We start from the raw sequence: 16,459 nt of genomic DNA on the forward strand, positions 1-16,459 counted from the left end.
ACTCGACGTTCGACGGGCGCCGGTTAGGCTGCGGCAGTGACTCGCCAGAAGATACTCATCACCGGCGCGAGCTCGGGCCTGGGCGCCGGGATGGCTCGCGCTTTCGCCGCCAAGGGTCGCGACCTGGCGCTGTGCGCCCGTCGCACCGACCGGCTCGATGAGCTCAAAAATGAACTGACACAACAACATCCGGGCATCAAGGTGGCCGTCGCAGCGCTTGACGTCAACGACCATGAGCAGGTGCCAAAGGTGTTCGGTGAGCTCACCGACGCCCTGGGTGGGATCGACCGCGTCGTGGTCAACGCCGGCATCGGCAAGGGGGCGCCGCTGGGTTCGGGCAAGCTGTGGGCCAACAAGGCGACCATCGAGACCAACCTGGTGGCCGCGTTGGTGCAGATCGAAACGGCATTGGAGATGTTCAAGCAGGCTGGCTCGGGGCACCTGGTGCTGGTCTCGTCGGTGCTCGGCGCGAAAGGGGTCCCGGGCGTGAAGGCCGCCTATGCGGCCAGTAAGGCCGGCGTGCGGTCGCTGGGCGAATCGCTGCGTGCCGAGTACGCCAAGGGCCCGATCAAGGTGTCGGTGATCGAGCCGGGCTACATCGAGTCGGAGATGACCGCCAAGTCCGGATCCACACTGTTCATGGTGGACAACGACACCGGCGTCAAGGCGTTGGTCGCCGCCATCGAACGGGAGCCGGGCCGCGCCGCGGTGCCGTGGTGGCCGTGGGGTCCCATGGTTCAGCTGATGCGGGTGCTGCCGCCCCGGTTGACCAAACGCTTCGCCTAAGCGCTGCGGCCTCGTTCGACGCGGTAGCGGCGCATCAGCGCGTCGGTTGAGCTGTCCGACTGCCTGCCTGGAGACGCCGCGTCCGAGATCACCGGCAGCAGCGCCTTGGCCTGCGTCTTGCCCAACTCCACACCCCACTGGTCGAACGAGTCGATGCCCCACACCACACCCTCGGTGAACACCTGATGCTCGTAGAGCGCGATCAGCTGCCCCAGCACCGAGGGGGTAAGCCGGTTGGCCAGAATCGACGTCGTCGGCCGGTTACCGGGCATCACCTTGTGCGGCACTACATCGGCGGGGGTGTCTTCGGCGGCGATCTCGTCGGCCGTCTTGCCGAACGCCAGCACCTGGGTCTGGGCGAAGAAATTGCTCATCAACAGGTCATGCATGCTGCCGGTGCCGTCGGCAGTGGCGAGATCGTCGACAGGTTGGGAAAAACCGATGAAATCGGCAGGAACCAACCGCGTGCCCTGATGCAACAACTGATAGAAGGCGTGCTGGCCGTTGGTTCCCGGTTCGCCCCAATAGATTTCACCGGTATCTGTGGTGACCGGGGTGCCGTCGGCGCGCGTCGACTTGCCGTTGGATTCCATCGTCAGCTGTTGCAGATAGGCGGCGAAGCGTGCCAGGTCATTGGAATATGGCAACACCGCCCGTGATTGCGCGCCGAAGAAGTTGGAGTACCACAGCTCGATCAGTCCGAGCAGTGCGGGGGCATTGGCCTCAAGGGGCGCAGTCTTGAAATGCTCGTCGACGATGTGGAATCCGGACAGAAACTCGGCGAAGGCCTCGCGTCCGATCGCGGCCATCACCGACAGCCCGATCGCCGAATCGACCGAATAGCGCCCGCCGACCCAGTCCCAGAAGCCGAACATGTTGGCGGTGTCGATGCCGAAATCCGCGACCCGCTCTTTGTTGGTGGAGACCGCGACGAAGTGCTTGGCCACCGCGTCGTCCCCGAGCGCGTCGGTCAGCCAGCGCCGGGCCGCGGTGGCGTTCGTCAGCGTCTCCAGCGTGGAGAACGTCTTGGACGCGACGATGAAAAGCGTTGTGGCGGGGTCTAAGTCGGTCAACGTTGCGACCAGGTCCGCCGGGTCGACGTTGGAGACGAAACGCGCCGAAATGCCGGCGTCGGCGTAGTGGCGCAGCGCCTGATAGACCATCACCGGTCCCAGGTCCGAGCCGCCGATCCCGATGTTGACGACGGTGCTGATGCGTTTGCCGGTGGCACCGGTCCATTCGCCGCTGCGCAGCCGGTCGGTGAACTCGCCCATGGCGTCCAATACGGCGTGGACATCCTCGACCACGTTCTGTCCGTCGACGATCAGCTTGGCGTCGCGCGGCAGCCGCAGCGCGGTGTGCAGCACCGCGCGGTTCTCCGAGGTGTTGATGTGCGCGCCGGCGAACATCTCGTCGCGGCGTTGCTCGAGGTTCGCCGCCCGGGCCAGGGCGACCAGCAGTTTCAGCGTCTCGCGAGTGATGCGATGTTTGCTGTAGTCGATGTAGAGATCACCGACGGTGAGGGTTAACTCGCGGCCGCGGTCGGGATCCTCGGCGAAGATCTGGCGGAGATGGGTTTCGCCGATTTGCTCGTGATGTCGGCGCAGGGCCTTCCACTCCGAAGTGGCCGTGATGTCGGGGATCTGTTGGACGGCAGGCATGCTTCGACACTAGTCACGCCGCCCGTCCTCTAGCGCCGGCGCAGAGATGTCAGTGACCGAGCCGGCCGCGGCCCATGCGCAGCAGCAGCATCGCCAAGTCCTTGCCTTCGGAGCCGAGCTCGCTGTAGCGCTCGATGACCTTCATCTCGCGACTGTGTACCAGCCGGGTGCCCCCGTTGGCCATCCGGACCTTGCCGATCGCCTGGGATACCTCGGTGCGACGTTTGACCGCGGCCAGGATCTCGGCGTCGAGCCGATCGATTTCCTGGCGCAGGTCATCGATGTCGGGAAGCTGTTCGGTTTCCATCGCCATTTATTGTGACTCCGCATTCTCGCTGTTGGTGGGGTTTTCGTCGGCATCCGTATCCGGACCCACACAACAGACGAGCCCCGAATCCGGATGCGGACCTCGGGGCTCTGGGAAGCAGCTAAGCCACGGGCACCGCTAACGGGTACCCGTAGAAAAATCGATGCTGCTTGTCGAGCACGAATTCGAGTGTGCCATCAAGGTCCGTGCCAGCGCAAAAAGTGTCGCCCAACGGCGGTAAGTTTGGACAGACATGAGTGTGCACGTGACCGATCTCCGGCGGCTCCCGGACGCAGATCAGCTCCTCGACGACCTCAACCCGCAGCAGCGCCAGGCTGTGCTGCACGAAGGGTCGCCGCTGCTGATCGTCGCGGGTGCGGGTTCGGGCAAGACCGCGGTGCTGACCCGCCGTGTCGCATACCTGATGGCCGCACGGGACGTCGCGCCCGGTCAGATTCTGGCCATCACGTTCACCAACAAGGCCGCCGCGGAGATGCGCGAACGGGTGATACAGCTGGTCGGCCTACGAGCGAGATCCATGTGGGTGTCGACGTTTCACTCGACCTGCGTGCGGATTCTGCGCAATCAGGCGTCGCTGATCCCGGGCCTCAATTCGAATTTCTCGATATACGACGCCGACGATTCGCGACGGCTACTGCAGATGATCGGCAAGGACATGGGCCTGGACATCAAGCGGTACTCGCCGCGGCTGCTGGCCAACGCCATCTCGAACCTGAAGAACGAGCTGATCGACCCGCAGCAGGCGACGTCGGCGCTGCCCGATGACTCCGACGACTTGGCCCGCACCGTGGCCGCCGTCTACTCCGAGTACCAGCATCGGTTGCGGGCGGCCAACGCGATGGACTTCGACGACCTCATCGGGGAGACGGTCGCGGTTCTGCAGACTTTCCCGCAGATCGCCCAGCACTACCGCCGGCGATTCCGCCACATTCTGGTCGACGAGTATCAGGACACCAACCACGCTCAATACGTGTTGGTGCGCGAGCTCGTCGGGCAGGGCACCGAGGACGGCGTGCCGCCTGGCGAGCTGTGCGTCGTCGGCGATGCCGACCAGTCGATTTATGCCTTCCGCGGCGCGACAATCCGCAATATCGAGGACTTCGAACGCGACTACCCCGACGCGACGACAATCCTGCTGGAGCAGAACTACCGTTCCACGCAGAACATCTTGTCCGCGGCCAACTCGGTGATCTCGCGCAATTCCGGGCGCCGGGAGAAGCGGCTGTGGACCGACGCCGGCCAGGGCGAGCTGATCGTCGGCTATGTCGCCGACAACGAGCATGACGAGGCACGGTTCGTCGCCGAGGAAATTGAAGCGCTGACCACCGGCGGCGAGATCACCTATAACGACGTAGCCGTTTTTTACCGCACCAACAACGCATCCCGGTCGTTGGAAGAGATATTCATCCGCGCCGGCATCCCCTACAAAGTCGTTGGGGGCGTGCGGTTTTACGAGCGCAAGGAGATTCGCGACGTCGTCGCCTACCTGCGGGTGCTGGACAACCCGGGGGACGCGGTCAGCCTGCGACGCATCCTCAACACGCCGCGCCGCGGCATCGGCGACCGCGCCGAAGCCTGCGTGGCGGTGTACGCCGAGAACACCGGCGCCAGTTTCGCCGACGCGCTGGAGGCGGGCGCCGAGGGCAAGGTGCCGATGCTGAACACCCGCTCGGCCAAAGCGATTGCGGGTTTCGTCGAGATGCTCGACGAGCTGCGCGGCCGTCTCGACTCGTCGCAGTCAGAGCTGGGGGAGCTGGTCGAGGCGGTTCTGGACCGGACCGGCTACCGCGCGGAGCTGGAATCCTCATCCGATCCGCAGGACCTTGCCCGGCTGGACAACCTCAACGAACTCGTAAGCGTCGCACACGAATTCGCCACCGACTTGGCCAACGCCGCCGCGCTTGACGAAACCACCGAGGCGCCAGACGACGAAGACGTGCCCGATACCGGCGTGTTGGCGGAATTCCTGGAACGGGTGTCGCTGGTCGCCGACGCCGACGAGATTCCCGAGCACGGTGCGGGCGTGGTCACGTTGATGACATTGCACACCGCAAAGGGTTTGGAGTTCCCGGTGGTGTTCGTCACCGGCTGGGAGGACGGGATGTTCCCGCACATGCGGGCACTGGGTGACCCGGCCGAACTCTCCGAGGAGAGGCGGCTGGCCTACGTCGGGATCACCCGGGCAAAGCAGCGGCTGTATGTGAGCCGGGCCAAGATTCGCTCGTCGTGGGGGCAGCCGATGCTCAACCCGGAGTCGCGGTTCCTGCGGGAAATCCCGCAGGAGCTCATCGACTGGCGGCGCAGTGACCCCACGCCGTCGTTCAGCGCGCCGGTGAGCGGTGCCGGCCGATTCGGCCCCCCGCGCCCGTCACCGGCTCGTGCCGCCGGCAAGCGCCCGATGCTGGTGCTTCAGCCCGGCGATCGGGTGTCTCACGACAAATACGGGCTGGGCCGGGTGGAAGAAGTCTCCGGCGTCGGGGAGTCGGCGATGTCGCTGATCGATTTCGGGAGCTCCGGCCGGGTCAAGCTGATGCACAACCACGCGCCGGTCACCAAGCTTTAACGGGCGATTTCCCTAGTCCGGCAGCATCCAGTCCTTGGTGCTCGGATGCAGCGCCAGCACAGCGCTGGCGATCGGCAGCACCCACAGGGTGTCCACGATCCAGGCGACATGCGCTCCGGCGATGAAGATGCCCCCGTAGGTCAGCAACGCGACCACCGCTCCCGCCACGATCAGGTATCGGCCGAGGGCTCGGCGCTGCAGCAGCATGATCACGCCGGTCACGGTGGCCAGCGCGAAGACCAGGGCGAGGAAGCCGACCGCGACGCAGAAGAGGCGGTCGGATCTCCACCAGCCCGCGATCAGGTCCGTCGCCACCACCGTGGTGGCCCACCCGCTGACGATGCTGACCGCCGCGGCGGCCACTGTCGTCCGGTTGCCCGCGTCGCCGTGCAGCCCGCTTGGCATGCCCGGGCGGCTGTTCGGCGCAATGTTCGGAGCAAGGGGTGCCCGTGGGATGTGGGTGGTGCGCGAGTCGTCGACTATCTGCGGCAGCGGAGTAGTCGGCGCTCGCCGAATGATGTGGGTCTTAGGAGCTTCGCCGTGAGTTGCCGTGGCGTCGGGCCTTCCTGTGCTTGTGGGTGGGCGGCCGGCTGACCGCCGTCGCTCAAGGATGTTGTACCCAAGCTTATGTGGGTTTAACGGGTTGGTGCGCGGGTGGTTAGCCGGCGAACGTACCTACGCTGAGGCCCCTCTTGGCCAACCACGGCACGGGGTCCACCCGCTGGGTGCCGCCCAGCAGCACCTCGAAATGCAGGTGTGGGCCGGTGGAGTTTCCGCGATTTCCCATGGTTGCGATCTGGTCGCCCGCCATCACGCGTTCTCCGACACTGACCATGGTGGTGTTGACATGGCCGTAGAGGGTGACCGTTCCGTCGGCGTGACGCAGCTTGACCCACATTCCGTAGCCGGCGGTCGGGCCGGCGTCGATGACGACCCCGTCGGACACGGCAAGGATCGGAGTGCCGATCGAGTTGGCGATGTCGATACCGGCGTGCAGCACGCCCCAGCGGTAGCCGAAGTTCGACGTGAATATGCCCTTCGTGGGCATGACGAACAGTGGCTGCTGCAGCCGCGCCTCCCGCTGTGCACGCTCCTGCGCGAAGGCCACGCCCTTCGCGAGCTCGGCGTTGTGGACCGCGGCGTTGGCTGCGGGCTTCACGGTGACCATCTGCATACCGCGCGCCGAGGTGGTGATGGCACCGCCATTCATCGTGGACGCGTCGGCGGCCAGCACGGTCTCCGCCTTGGACGTATCGGATGGGTGTGTGGCGGAATGCGCCGCCGCGGCGGCCGCACCAGCGGCCATCGCGCCGATCAAGACCCGACCGCGCGTCGGGCTGGTCAGCGGTTTGCGGTGCTGGCCACGCCGGCCCGGCGGGCCAGCTGGGTCTGCACGGTGTCCCCGGTGCAGCTGGTGGCGATACGAGTCGGCGTGGGTGCTGGATTCGAACTCGCTGGGGGCGGCCAGTGGCAGGGGCGTCAGGTCGTCGGTCTCGTGCAGGTCGTCGAGCTCAGGTGCGCGCAAGACCTGCGCTTCGGTGTCGAAGGCGCTGTTGTCGCTGAAGTCCAGGTCATCGAGGTTGCCGAATTCGTTGAACGGGATGATGTCGGTGACTTCATTACGGTCGAGGTCTGACCAGGGGTCGCGCGATCCGCGAGCTACTCCTGCCGCAGGAGACCGGGCAGATTGGTGCAGGGTCAACCTGAATGTCCTCGGGGCGTCGTAACCATAACGTTATCTGGACCCTGAGACGTTAACCATTAAGCGCTGAGCCTGGCAACCCGAGCGTCCAATCCAGACCGGGATTGTGACGCGGATCACTGGCCCGCGGCTGGTGAGATCGACCACATCAGCGGGATGCGACGGCGGGACCCTTCCGCCGTGTCGATACAGTTCCCACCGGGCGGAGACCCAAAACCGGACCGCCGCCATCAATGGCCGATTCAGCAGACAGTGAGCGCATGGATCTTTTCGAGTACCAGGCGAAGGAGTTGTTCGCCAAGCACAATGTCCCGACCACGCCCGGACGCGTGACCGACACCCCCGGCGGGGCCAAGGCGATCGCCGAGGAGATCGGCCGACCGGTGATGGTAAAGGCCCAGGTCAAGACCGGAGGCCGCGGTAAAGCCGGCGGGGTGAAATACGCCGCCACCGCCGAGGATGCCTACACCCATGCGCGGAACATTCTGGGCTTGGACATCAAAGGTCACATCGTGAAGAAGCTGTTGGTGTCCGAGGCCAGCGACATCGCCGAGGAGTATTACGTCTCATTCCTGCTCGATCGGGCCAACCGCACGTACCTGGCCATGTGCTCGGTCGAGGGCGGGATGGAGATCGAGGAGGTCGCTGCCACCAAGCCGGAGCGGCTGGCCAAGGTCCCGGTCGACGCGGTCAAGGGCGTCGATCTCGCGTTCGCCCGGTCGATCGCCGAGCAGGGCCACCTGCCGGCCGAGGTGCTCGACGCGGCCGCGGTCACCATCTCCAAGCTGTGGGAGTTGTTCGTGGCCGAGGACGCCACGCTGGTTGAGGTCAACCCGCTGGTGCGCACCCCCGACAACCAGATCCTCGCGCTGGACGCCAAGATCACGCTGGACGCCAACGCCGCCTTCCGCCAGCCCGGCCACGCCGAGTTCGAGGACCGCGACGCCACCGACCCGCTGGAGCTGAAGGCCAAGCAGCACGACCTGAACTACGTCAAGCTCGACGGTCAGGTCGGCATCATCGGCAACGGCGCGGGCCTGGTGATGTCGACGCTGGACGTGGTGGCCTATGCGGGCGAGAAGCACGGCGGCGTCAAGCCGGCCAACTTCCTCGACATCGGCGGTGGCGCGTCGGCCGAGGTGATGGCCGCCGGGCTGGATGTCGTTCTCGGCGACGAGCGGGTCAAGAGCGTGTTCGTCAACGTGTTCGGCGGCATCACCGCGTGCGACGCCGTGGCCACCGGGATCGTCAAGGCGCTGGGAATCCTGGGTGATGAGGCCAACAAGCCGCTGGTGGTCCGGCTGGACGGAAACAACGTCGAGGAGGGCCGGCGCATTCTGGCCGAGGCGAACCACCCGCTGGTGACGTTGGTGCCGACGATGGACGAGGCCGCCGACAAGGCGGCCGAGCTGGCGAGCGCCTGAGGAAGGATCCCGACTAATGGCAATCTTTTTGACCAAAGAGAACAAGGTCATCGTCCAGGGCATCACCGGCGCTGAGGCCACCGTCCACACCGCGCGGATGCTCAAGGCCGGCACCCAAATCGTCGGCGGTGTGAACGCCCGCAAGGCGGGCACGACCGTCACGCATGAGGACAAGGGCGGCAGGATGATCAAGCTGCCGGTGTTCGCCAGCGTCACCGAGGCGATGGAAAAGACCGGCGCGGACGTCTCGATTATCTTCGTGCCGCCGAAGTTCGCCAAAGACGCCATCATCGAGGCCATCGACGCCGAAATCCCACTGCTCGTAGTCATCACCGAGGGAATTCCGGTGCAGGACAGCGCATATGCGTGGGCCTACAACGTCTCCAAGGGCGGCAAGACCCGCATCATCGGACCGAACTGTCCCGGCATCATCACCCCGGGCCAATCGCTGGTGGGCATCACCCCGGCCAACATCACCGGCCCGGGTCCCGTCGGGTTGGTGTCCAAGTCCGGCACCTTGACCTACCAAATGATGTACGAGCTGCGCGATTTCGGATTCTCCACGTCGATCGGCATCGGCGGCGACCCGGTGATCGGAACTACCCACATCGACGCGATCGAGGCGTTCGAGAAGGATCCCGACACCAAGGTCATCGTGATGATCGGCGAGATCGGCGGTGACGCCGAGGAGCGTGCCGCCGACTACATCAAGGCCAACGTCTCCAAGCCGGTCGTCGGCTACGTCGCGGGATTCACTGCGCCGGAAGGAAAGACGATGGGCCACGCCGGCGCCATTGTGTCCGGCTCGTCGGGCACCGCGGCCGCCAAGAAGGAAGCGCTGGAAGCCGCGGGCGTCAAGGTTGGCAAGACTCCCTCGGAAACCGCCGCTCTGGCCCGGCGCATCCTGGAGAGCATGTAGAGCGCATGAGCCTCGATGCGCGCACACCTGTGGTCGTCGGTGTCGGGCAGGCCGCAGAACGCATCGATGACGCGTACTACCGCGCGATGTCGGCCGTCGAGCTCGCTGCAGCCGGCGCCCGTGCGGCGCTGGACGACTGCGGCGCCGACACCGCCAAGGTCGCCGCGTCGATCGACACCGTTGCAGGCGTGCGGCAATTCGAGATCTCCGGGCCTGCTCAGCCGGTACTGGGCAAGTCGAACAACTACCCGCGGTCGGTGGCCAAGCGGATCGACGCCGACCCTGCCCGCGCGATCCTGGAGATCGTCGGCGGTCAGGGACCGCAGCATTTGATCACCGAGTTGGCCGGCGAGATCGCCGCCGGCCGTTCGGAGGTGGCCCTCGTGTTCGGCTCGGACGCGACGTCGACTAGCCGCTATTTCGCCGGGGCGGAGAACAAACCGGACTTCTCCGAGACGGTCGACGGGTCGCTCGAGGACCGCGGCCACGGCCTTGAGGGGCTTATCAGCCGCTACACCGTCATTCACGGTCTGGTGGACGCGCCGACGCAATACGCGTTGCTGGAAAACGCCAGACGGGCCGGGACCGGGCTGGGGCCCGCCGACTATCTGCGCCAGATGGGTGAGCTTTTCGCACCGTTCACCAGGGTGGCCGCCGACAACCCGTTCGCCGCCGCGCGGGTCGAACGCAGCGTCGAAGAGTTGATCACTGTCACCGAAAGCAATCGGATGATCTCCGAGCCGTACCCTCGGCTGCTGGTCGCCCGCGATCAGGTGAACCAAGACGCGGCGGCGCTGCTGATGTCGGTCGAAGCTGCACGCAATCTCGGTGTGCCCCAAGAGAATTGGGTTTATCTGCACGGCCACGCGGATCTGCAAGAGCAGAGCCTGCTGGACAGGCCGGATCTGGGGCATGCCCCGTCGGCGGTGACGGCGGTGCGCGAGGCGTTGGCGGTCGCGGGCATCGGGGTCGACGACGTCGCCACCTTCGACCTGTACAGCTGCTTCCCGGTGCCGGTGTTCAACATCTGCGACGGTATGGGCATCGCACCGGATGACCCGCGCGGGCTGACCCTGACCGGTGGTCTGCCGTTCTTCGGGGGCGCCGGCAACAACTACTCCATGCATGGCATTGCCGAAACTGTCGCCAAGATGCGAAGTGCCCCAGGCCAATTCGGCCTCGTCGGCGCAAACGGTGGAATCATGAGCAAGTACTCGGTCGGCGTCTACTCGACCACGCCGGTGGAATGGAAGCCGGATCGCAGTGAACAGTTGCAGGCGCAGATCGACCAGGCGCCCACCCAGCCGGTGACCGAGCTCGCCGACGGCCCGGCCACGATCGAGACTTATACGGTTCGCCGCGATAACGGTCGACTGACCGGCATCATCGCCGGCCGGCTCGATGCCGACGACAGCCGATTCCTGGCCACCACCGAAGACGATGACCTGATCGCGTTGCTGACCGAGGCGGATCCACTCGGCCAGGCGGTCTCGGTGCGTTCGTTCGACTACGGCAACCGCTGCGCGTTGCGCTGACCGTCGCTCGTCAAACCATCGCGGCTAGCTTGCCGGCCAGTCGTTCCACATATGCGGCGACCTCATCCTGGGACCGGTCGGGCAATCCGAACAGCACCTCGGTCACCCCCAGCTCCGCCCAATGCGCCAACTTCTCCGGCACCGGCTTGAAATCCAGCGCCACGATGTGCGGCGCCCCCTGCCGCCCGGCGCTCGCCCAGGTGTCCTGCAACAACTTCACCGGCTCGTCGATGTCGAAGTCGCGCGGGGTGGTGATCCAGCCGTCGGCGCTGCGCGAGATCCACTTGAAGTTCTTTTCGGTGCCCGCCGCCCCGACCAGTACCGGAATGTGCTCCTGCACCGGTTTGGGCCATGCCCAGCTGGGACCGAAGTTGACGAACTCGCCGTCGTAGGCCGCTTCCTCCTCGGTCCACAACGCCCGCATGGCCTCGATGTACTCGCGCAGCATGGTGCGCCGCCGCCCGGGCGGTACGCCGTGGTCGGCGAGTTCGTCGGTGTTCCAGCCGAATCCCACACCGAGGCTGACTCGACCGCCGGACAGGTGGTCGAGAGTGGCAATGGATTTCGCCAGCGTGATCGGATCATGCTCGACGGGCAGAGCCACCGCGGTGGCCAGCCGCACCCGCGAGGTGACCGCGCACGCCGTGCCGAGGCTGACCCACGGGTCCAGCGTGCGCAGGTAGCGGTCGTCGGGCAGCGACGCGTCGCCAGTCGTCGGGTGGGCTGCCTCCCGCTTGACCGGGATATGGGTGTGTTCCGGCACATAGAAGGTTCGAAAGCCGTGGTTGTCGGCAAGCCTGGCAGCCGCAGCCGGGGTGATGCCGCGATCGCTGGTGAACAGCACGAGCCCGTAGTCCATGCAGTGAATTAGAACGTGTTCCAATCCGGGGGGCAAGCTGGGGCCGCCGCATGACACGCGAACTGCCGCGCAGTGAGTAACCCAAGGTGCGCTAGCGTGAATGAACGAATCGCGTCGCTCGCGCTAGCCGTCATGGCGTCCAGGGAGCGGTCGATGTAGCGTCGCGGGGGAGCGGCGCCTGGGAGTACAGCGCCGCACAACAGTGGCGCCGCAACAGCACTGGAAGGCACAGGAGAAGCCATGACCTACTCGCCCGGCAGTCCCGGATATCCGCCCGCGCAGTCGCCCGGCTCCTACGGGGCGTCAACGCCCTCGTTCGCGAAATCCGATGACGGCGAAAGCAATCTGCAGCTCTACCTGACCATCGCGGTCGCGCTGCTCGGCCTGGCTGCCTATCTGCTGAGTTTCGGCCCGATGATCACCCGCGCGCTTCCCAACGGCGATGAACTCGTCGAAAGCGGCAACAGCGTGCCAATCGACTTGGCATTGCTGGCGGCGCTACTGGCCGGGGTGAGCTTGCTGCCCAAGGCCAAGAACTACGCCGCGGTGGTGGCGGCGGTCGCGGTGCTGGGCGCGTTGCTGCTCATCGAGGACACGATCGGCGCGCCCGGGCGCGGCTGGGCGTTGTGGTTGGCCCTGGCCGCCAGCGTTATTCAGGCCATCGTCGCGGTCGGTGCGCTGTTACTGGACGCGGGCGTTATCACCCCGCCGGCGCCGCGACCCAAGTACGAGCAGTACTACGGGCAGTACGGCGGTTACTACGGCCAGCAACAGGGCCCGTACCAGCAGCACCAGCAGTCCGGATACGGCTCGCAATACCCCGGCTACCCGTCGGGGCCTTCGACCGGCGGGTTCAGCGCGTCCGGCCCCCAGGCCGCGACGCAGCAGGCTCCGCAGACAGGACCGCAGCAGGGCGGGCAGCACGGGCAGCAACAGGGGTCGCCCACCCCGCCGACCGGGTTCCCCAGCTTCAGCCCGCCGCCGGGGTCCGGCCACCAGGGCCAGGGCCAGCAGAACTCCGGTAACCACGGCGGTTCCGGCCAAGGTCAGCAGTCGTATGGCCAGGGTCAGCAATCACAGCCGTCCTCGCCGTCGGGCCCGTCAGGCTCCTAACCGGACGCCCTCGCGCCACCCAAACCGGCTGAGCACCGTGCGCGAAGAGTGAGCAGGGTGGCGGACAGTCGAGCGGCGGGCGCGCATCAGGCCCGTGACCTACTGCGGGTCGCGTTCGGCCCCGCCTTGGTGGCGCTGATCGTCATCGCCGCGGTGACGCTGCTGCAGCTGCTGATGGCCAACAGCGACATGACCGGCGCGCTGGGCGCTATCGCAAGCATGTGGCTCGGCGTGCATCAGGTGCCGATTTCGATCGGCGGCCGCGAACTGGGTGTTATGCCGCTGCTGCCGGTGCTGCTGATGATCTGGGGCACCGCCCGCACCACGGCCCAAGCCACTCCGGCCACGGCGTCCTGGTTCGTCATCCGCTGGATTGTGGCGTCGGCCCTGGGCGGACCCATGCTGATAGCCGCCATCTCGCTGGCGATCATCCACGATGCGGCATCGGTGATCACCGAACTGCAGACACCGAACGCGTTGCGCGCCTTCCTGAGCGTGCTGGTGGTCCATGCGATCGGTGCATCCATCGGCGTTGGGTCCCGCGTGGGACGTCGGGCCCTTGCCGCGTCGCCGTTCCCGGACTGGCTGGGTGATTCGTTGCGCGCCGCGAGCGCGGGTCTGCTGGCTTTGCTGGGGCTCTCCGGCGTGGTCACCGCCGGTTCGCTGGTTGTGCATTGGGGCACGATGCACGACTTGTACGCGATCACCGACTCGATTTTCGGCCAGTTCAGCCTCACCGTGTTGTCGGTGCTGTACGTGCCCAACGTCGTCGTCGGCACTGCCGCGGTCGCAGTGGGATCCAGCGTGCATCTGGGTTTCGCGACGTTCAGTTCGTTCACCGTGTTCGGCGGCGACATCCCGGCATTGCCGGTGCTGGCCGCCGCCCCCAGTCCGCCGCTGGGGCCGGCCTGGGTGGCCTTGCTGATCATCGGTGCATCGTCGGGCGTGGCCGTGGGCCAGCAGTGCGCACGACGCCCGCTGCCGCTGCCCGCGGCGATGGTCAAGCTGCTGATTGCAGCCGTGCTGGCGGCGTTGGCGATGGCACTGCTCGGTTACGCCAGCGGGGGCCGGCTGGGCAACTTCGGCGACGTCGGGGTCGACCAGGGCACATTGGGGTTCGCGGTATTCCTGTGGTTTGCCGTCGTCGGTGCTGTCACTGTCGCGATGGCCGGCGGCATCGCATACCGACCCCGGGAGCCCAAGCCGGCACCCGTCGAGGACGCCGCCGCCGAGCCCGCTGCAGAGCACACCGCAGAGCCGGCTGCACCCGCCGATCCCGTCGTCGAACCGCAGGACGACGCTCCGCCCGCGCCTGCGTCGCCGGACGACCAGGAAGATTAGGCTCGCCCTGTGCAGCAACCGCTCCGCGTGCCCCCGAGCGCACCGGCACGGCTGGTGGTCCTGGCGTCGGGCACGGGTTCGCTGCTCGCATCCCTGCTCGACGCCGCGGTCGGTGACTATCCGGCGCGGGTGGTCGCCGTCGGTGTGGACCGCGATTGCCGGGCCGCCGAAATCGCCGCTGCGGCCTCGCTGCCGACCTTCACTGTTCGGCTGGCCGACTACGGCGACCGCGATGCCTGGGATGCCGCGCTCACCGAAGCCACCGCAGCTCATTCCCCCGATCTGGTGATTTCCGCCGGATTCATGAAAATCCTTGGACCGCAGTTTCTTTCACGGTTTTCTGGGCGAATCGTCAACTCACATCCGGCGCTATTGCCGGCGTTCCCCGGCGCGCATGGGGTGGCCGAGGCGCTGGCCTACGGCGTCAAGGTCACCGGCTGCACGGTGCATTTGGTGGATGCCGGCACCGACACCGGCCCGATACTGGCGCAACAGCCCGTTCCGGTGCTCGACGACGACGACGAACAGACCCTGCACGAGCGCATCAAGGTCGTCGAACGGCGGCTCTTGGTGGATGTGGTGGCCGCGCTGGCAATCGGCGGCGTGACGTGGAGTGGACGAAAGGCGACTATCGGATGAGCAGCGACGGGAGACGGCCGATCCGCCGCGCGTTGATCAGTGTGTACGACAAGACCGGGCTGACCGACCTCGCGCGCGGCCTGCATGCGGCCGGCGTCGATATCGTCTCGACCGGGTCGACCGCGAAAACCATTGCCGATAACGGTATTCCGGTGACCCCGGTCGAAGAGGTGACGGGCTTTCCGGAGGTGCTCGACGGCCGGGTCAAGACTCTGCATCCCGGTGTGCACGCCGGCCTGCTGGCCGATCTGCGCAAGCCTGCGCACGCGGCGGCGCTCGAGCAGCTGGGCATCGCGGCGTTCGAGCTGGTGGTGGTCAACTTGTATCCGTTCGGCGAAACCGTCGATTCGGGTGCGGGTGTCGACGAGTGCGTTGAGCAGATCGATATCGGTGGACCCTCGATGGTGCGGGCGGCCGCGAAGAACCATCCGAGCGTGGCGGTGGTGGTCGACCCGCTCGGCTACGACGGGGTGCTGGCCGCGGTGCGAAACGGCGGCTTCACACTCGACGAACGGAAAAGGTTGGCGTCGTTGGCGTTTCGTCACACCGCCGAGTACGACGTTGCGGTCGCCTGCTGGATGGAGTCGACACTGGCACCCGAGCAGCCACCGGCGGCATTTCCGGAGTGGTTCGCCGGAACATGGCGGCGATCCACGCTGTTGCGTTACGGCGAGAATCCGCATCAAAGGGCGGCGCTGTATGTCGATGCCGGCGCGTGGCCGGGGCTGGCGCAGGCCGAGCAGCTGCACGGAAAAGAGATGTCGTACAACAACTTCACCGACGCCGACGCCGCATGGCGCGCGGCCTTCGACCATGAACAGATCTGCGTGGCGATCATCAAGCACGCCAATCCGTGCGGTATCGCGATCTCGTCGGTCTCGGTCGCCGACGCGCACCGTAAGGCCCACGAGTGCGATCCGCTCAGTGCGTTCGGCGGCGTGATTGCGGCGAACACCGAAGTCAGCGTCGAGATGGCGGAGTATGTCAGCACGATTTTCACAGAGGTGATCGTCGCGCCGGCCTACGCGCCGGGCGCCGTCGACGTGCTGGCGCGCAAGAAGAACATCCGCGTGCTGGTGGCTTCCGAGCCGTTGGACGCCAAGGCGGAAATGCGTCAGGTGAGCGGCGGCCTGTTGATGCAGGAACGCGACCGGCTCGACGCTGCGGGGGACGATCCGGCGAATTGGACGCTGGCAACCGGTGCGCCGGCGTCACCAGACACCCTGGGGGGTTTGGCTTTCGCGTGGCGAACCTGTCGTGCAGTGAAGTCCAACGCGATCGTCATCGCCGCCGACGGCGCCACGATCGGCGTCGGCATGGGCCAGGTCAACCGGGTCGACGCCGCACGGCTGGCGGTCGAGCGCGGCGGTGATCGGGTGCGCGGCGCGGTCGCGGCCTCCGATGCCTTTTTCCCATTCCCGGACGGGCTCGAGACGTTGGCAGCTGCCGGCGTCACCGCGATCGTGCACCCCGGCGGCTCGGTTCGCGACGACGAGGTGACCGCAGCCGCGGAAAAGGCCGGCGTGACGCTCTACCTGACCGGGGCGCGCCACTTCGCACACTGAACCGCGTCGAGCAAGAAGAGACGC

14 protein-coding genes are annotated in these 16,459 nt (G+C 66.5%); 9 read left to right on the plus strand and 5 right to left on the minus strand.

Going from position 1 to position 16,459, the window contains the following annotated elements; all coding sequences use genetic code 11:
* Positions 1–36 precede the first annotated feature (36 nt).
* Complete coding sequence (locus AWC06_RS04850) at positions 37–786, plus strand: SDR family oxidoreductase (protein WP_085194923.1); 750 nt, start codon at positions 37–39, stop codon at positions 784–786.
* On the opposite strand, the gene pgi is transcribed toward AWC06_RS04850, so the two are convergent.
* The gene (pgi, locus tag AWC06_RS04855) at positions 783–2,447 is read right to left on the minus strand and encodes a glucose-6-phosphate isomerase (RefSeq protein ID WP_085194924.1); all 1,665 of its coding nucleotides are present in this window, start codon (positions 2,445–2,447) and stop codon (positions 783–785) included. The genes AWC06_RS04850 and pgi overlap by 4 nt on opposite strands.
* A gap of 49 nt (positions 2,448–2,496) precedes the next feature.
* Positions 2,497–2,760 (minus strand): chorismate mutase, encoded by a 264-nt coding sequence (locus tag AWC06_RS04860; protein ID WP_085194926.1) that lies wholly within the window; start codon positions 2,758–2,760, stop codon positions 2,497–2,499.
* Between the two features lie 247 nt (positions 2,761–3,007).
* Between AWC06_RS04860 and pcrA the strand changes: the two genes are divergently transcribed.
* Complete coding sequence (gene pcrA / locus AWC06_RS04865; RefSeq protein WP_085194927.1) at positions 3,008–5,338, plus strand: DNA helicase PcrA; 2,331 nt, start codon at positions 3,008–3,010, stop codon at positions 5,336–5,338.
* Positions 5,339–5,350: 12 nt separating this feature from the next.
* Here pcrA and AWC06_RS04870 read toward each other — a convergent pair whose 3' ends face one another.
* Together AWC06_RS04870 and AWC06_RS04875 are read right to left on the minus strand one after the other, a co-directional pair.
* Positions 5,351–5,950, minus strand: coding sequence for a hypothetical protein (locus AWC06_RS04870; protein WP_372458015.1), 600 nt, complete (start codon positions 5,948–5,950; stop codon positions 5,351–5,353).
* A 46-nt stretch (positions 5,951–5,996) separates the two neighbouring features.
* On the minus strand, positions 5,997–7,040 hold the full coding sequence (locus AWC06_RS04875; protein ID WP_085194930.1) for a M23 family metallopeptidase: 1,044 nt from the start codon (positions 7,038–7,040) through the stop codon (positions 5,997–5,999).
* Between the two features lie 260 nt (positions 7,041–7,300).
* Between AWC06_RS04875 and sucC the strand changes: the two genes are divergently transcribed.
* Genes sucC through AWC06_RS04890 form a run of 3 tightly spaced genes read left to right on the plus strand, consistent with a single transcriptional unit; the run spans position 7,301 to position 10,918 of the window.
* The gene (sucC, locus tag AWC06_RS04880) at positions 7,301–8,464 is read left to right on the plus strand and encodes an ADP-forming succinate--CoA ligase subunit beta (protein WP_085194932.1); all 1,164 of its coding nucleotides are present in this window, start codon (positions 7,301–7,303) and stop codon (positions 8,462–8,464) included.
* A 16-nt stretch (positions 8,465–8,480) separates the two neighbouring features.
* A complete protein-coding gene (sucD, locus tag AWC06_RS04885) occupies positions 8,481–9,383 on the plus strand; it encodes a succinate--CoA ligase subunit alpha (protein ID WP_085194934.1) in 903 nt (300 codons plus the stop codon).
* Positions 9,384–9,388: 5 nt separating this feature from the next.
* Complete coding sequence (locus AWC06_RS04890; protein ID WP_085194936.1) at positions 9,389–10,918, plus strand: acetyl-CoA acetyltransferase; 1,530 nt, start codon at positions 9,389–9,391, stop codon at positions 10,916–10,918.
* Positions 10,919–10,928: 10 nt separating this feature from the next.
* Here the strand turns inward: AWC06_RS04890 and AWC06_RS04895 are convergent, their stop codons facing one another.
* A complete protein-coding gene (locus tag AWC06_RS04895) occupies positions 10,929–11,777 on the minus strand; it encodes an LLM class F420-dependent oxidoreductase (RefSeq protein WP_085194938.1) in 849 nt (282 codons plus the stop codon).
* Positions 11,778–12,017: 240 nt separating this feature from the next.
* Between AWC06_RS04895 and AWC06_RS04900 the strand changes: the two genes are divergently transcribed.
* The 4 genes from AWC06_RS04900 to purH are packed head-to-tail and all read left to right on the plus strand — an operon-like array spanning position 12,018 to position 16,435.
* The gene (locus AWC06_RS04900) at positions 12,018–12,890 is read left to right on the plus strand and encodes a DUF5336 domain-containing protein (RefSeq protein ID WP_085194940.1); all 873 of its coding nucleotides are present in this window, start codon (positions 12,018–12,020) and stop codon (positions 12,888–12,890) included.
* Positions 12,891–12,938: 48 nt separating this feature from the next.
* Positions 12,939–14,231: a cell division protein PerM gene (locus tag AWC06_RS04905; protein WP_372458007.1), complete on the plus strand. Its 1,293-nt coding sequence runs from the start codon at positions 12,939–12,941 to the stop codon at positions 14,229–14,231.
* Between the two features lie 9 nt (positions 14,232–14,240).
* Positions 14,241–14,870: a phosphoribosylglycinamide formyltransferase gene (gene purN, locus AWC06_RS04910; protein WP_085194945.1), complete on the plus strand. Its 630-nt coding sequence runs from the start codon at positions 14,241–14,243 to the stop codon at positions 14,868–14,870.
* Positions 14,867–16,435, plus strand: coding sequence for a bifunctional phosphoribosylaminoimidazolecarboxamide formyltransferase/IMP cyclohydrolase (purH, locus tag AWC06_RS04915; RefSeq protein WP_085195136.1), 1,569 nt, complete (start codon positions 14,867–14,869; stop codon positions 16,433–16,435). The genes purN and purH overlap by 4 nt, the downstream gene beginning before the upstream one ends.
* Positions 16,436–16,459 lie beyond the last annotated feature (24 nt).

The sequence above is a fragment of the Mycobacterium fragae genome, assembly GCF_002102185.1.
In the GTDB taxonomy this organism is placed as follows: Bacteria; Actinomycetota; Actinomycetes; order Mycobacteriales; family Mycobacteriaceae; genus Mycobacterium; species Mycobacterium fragae.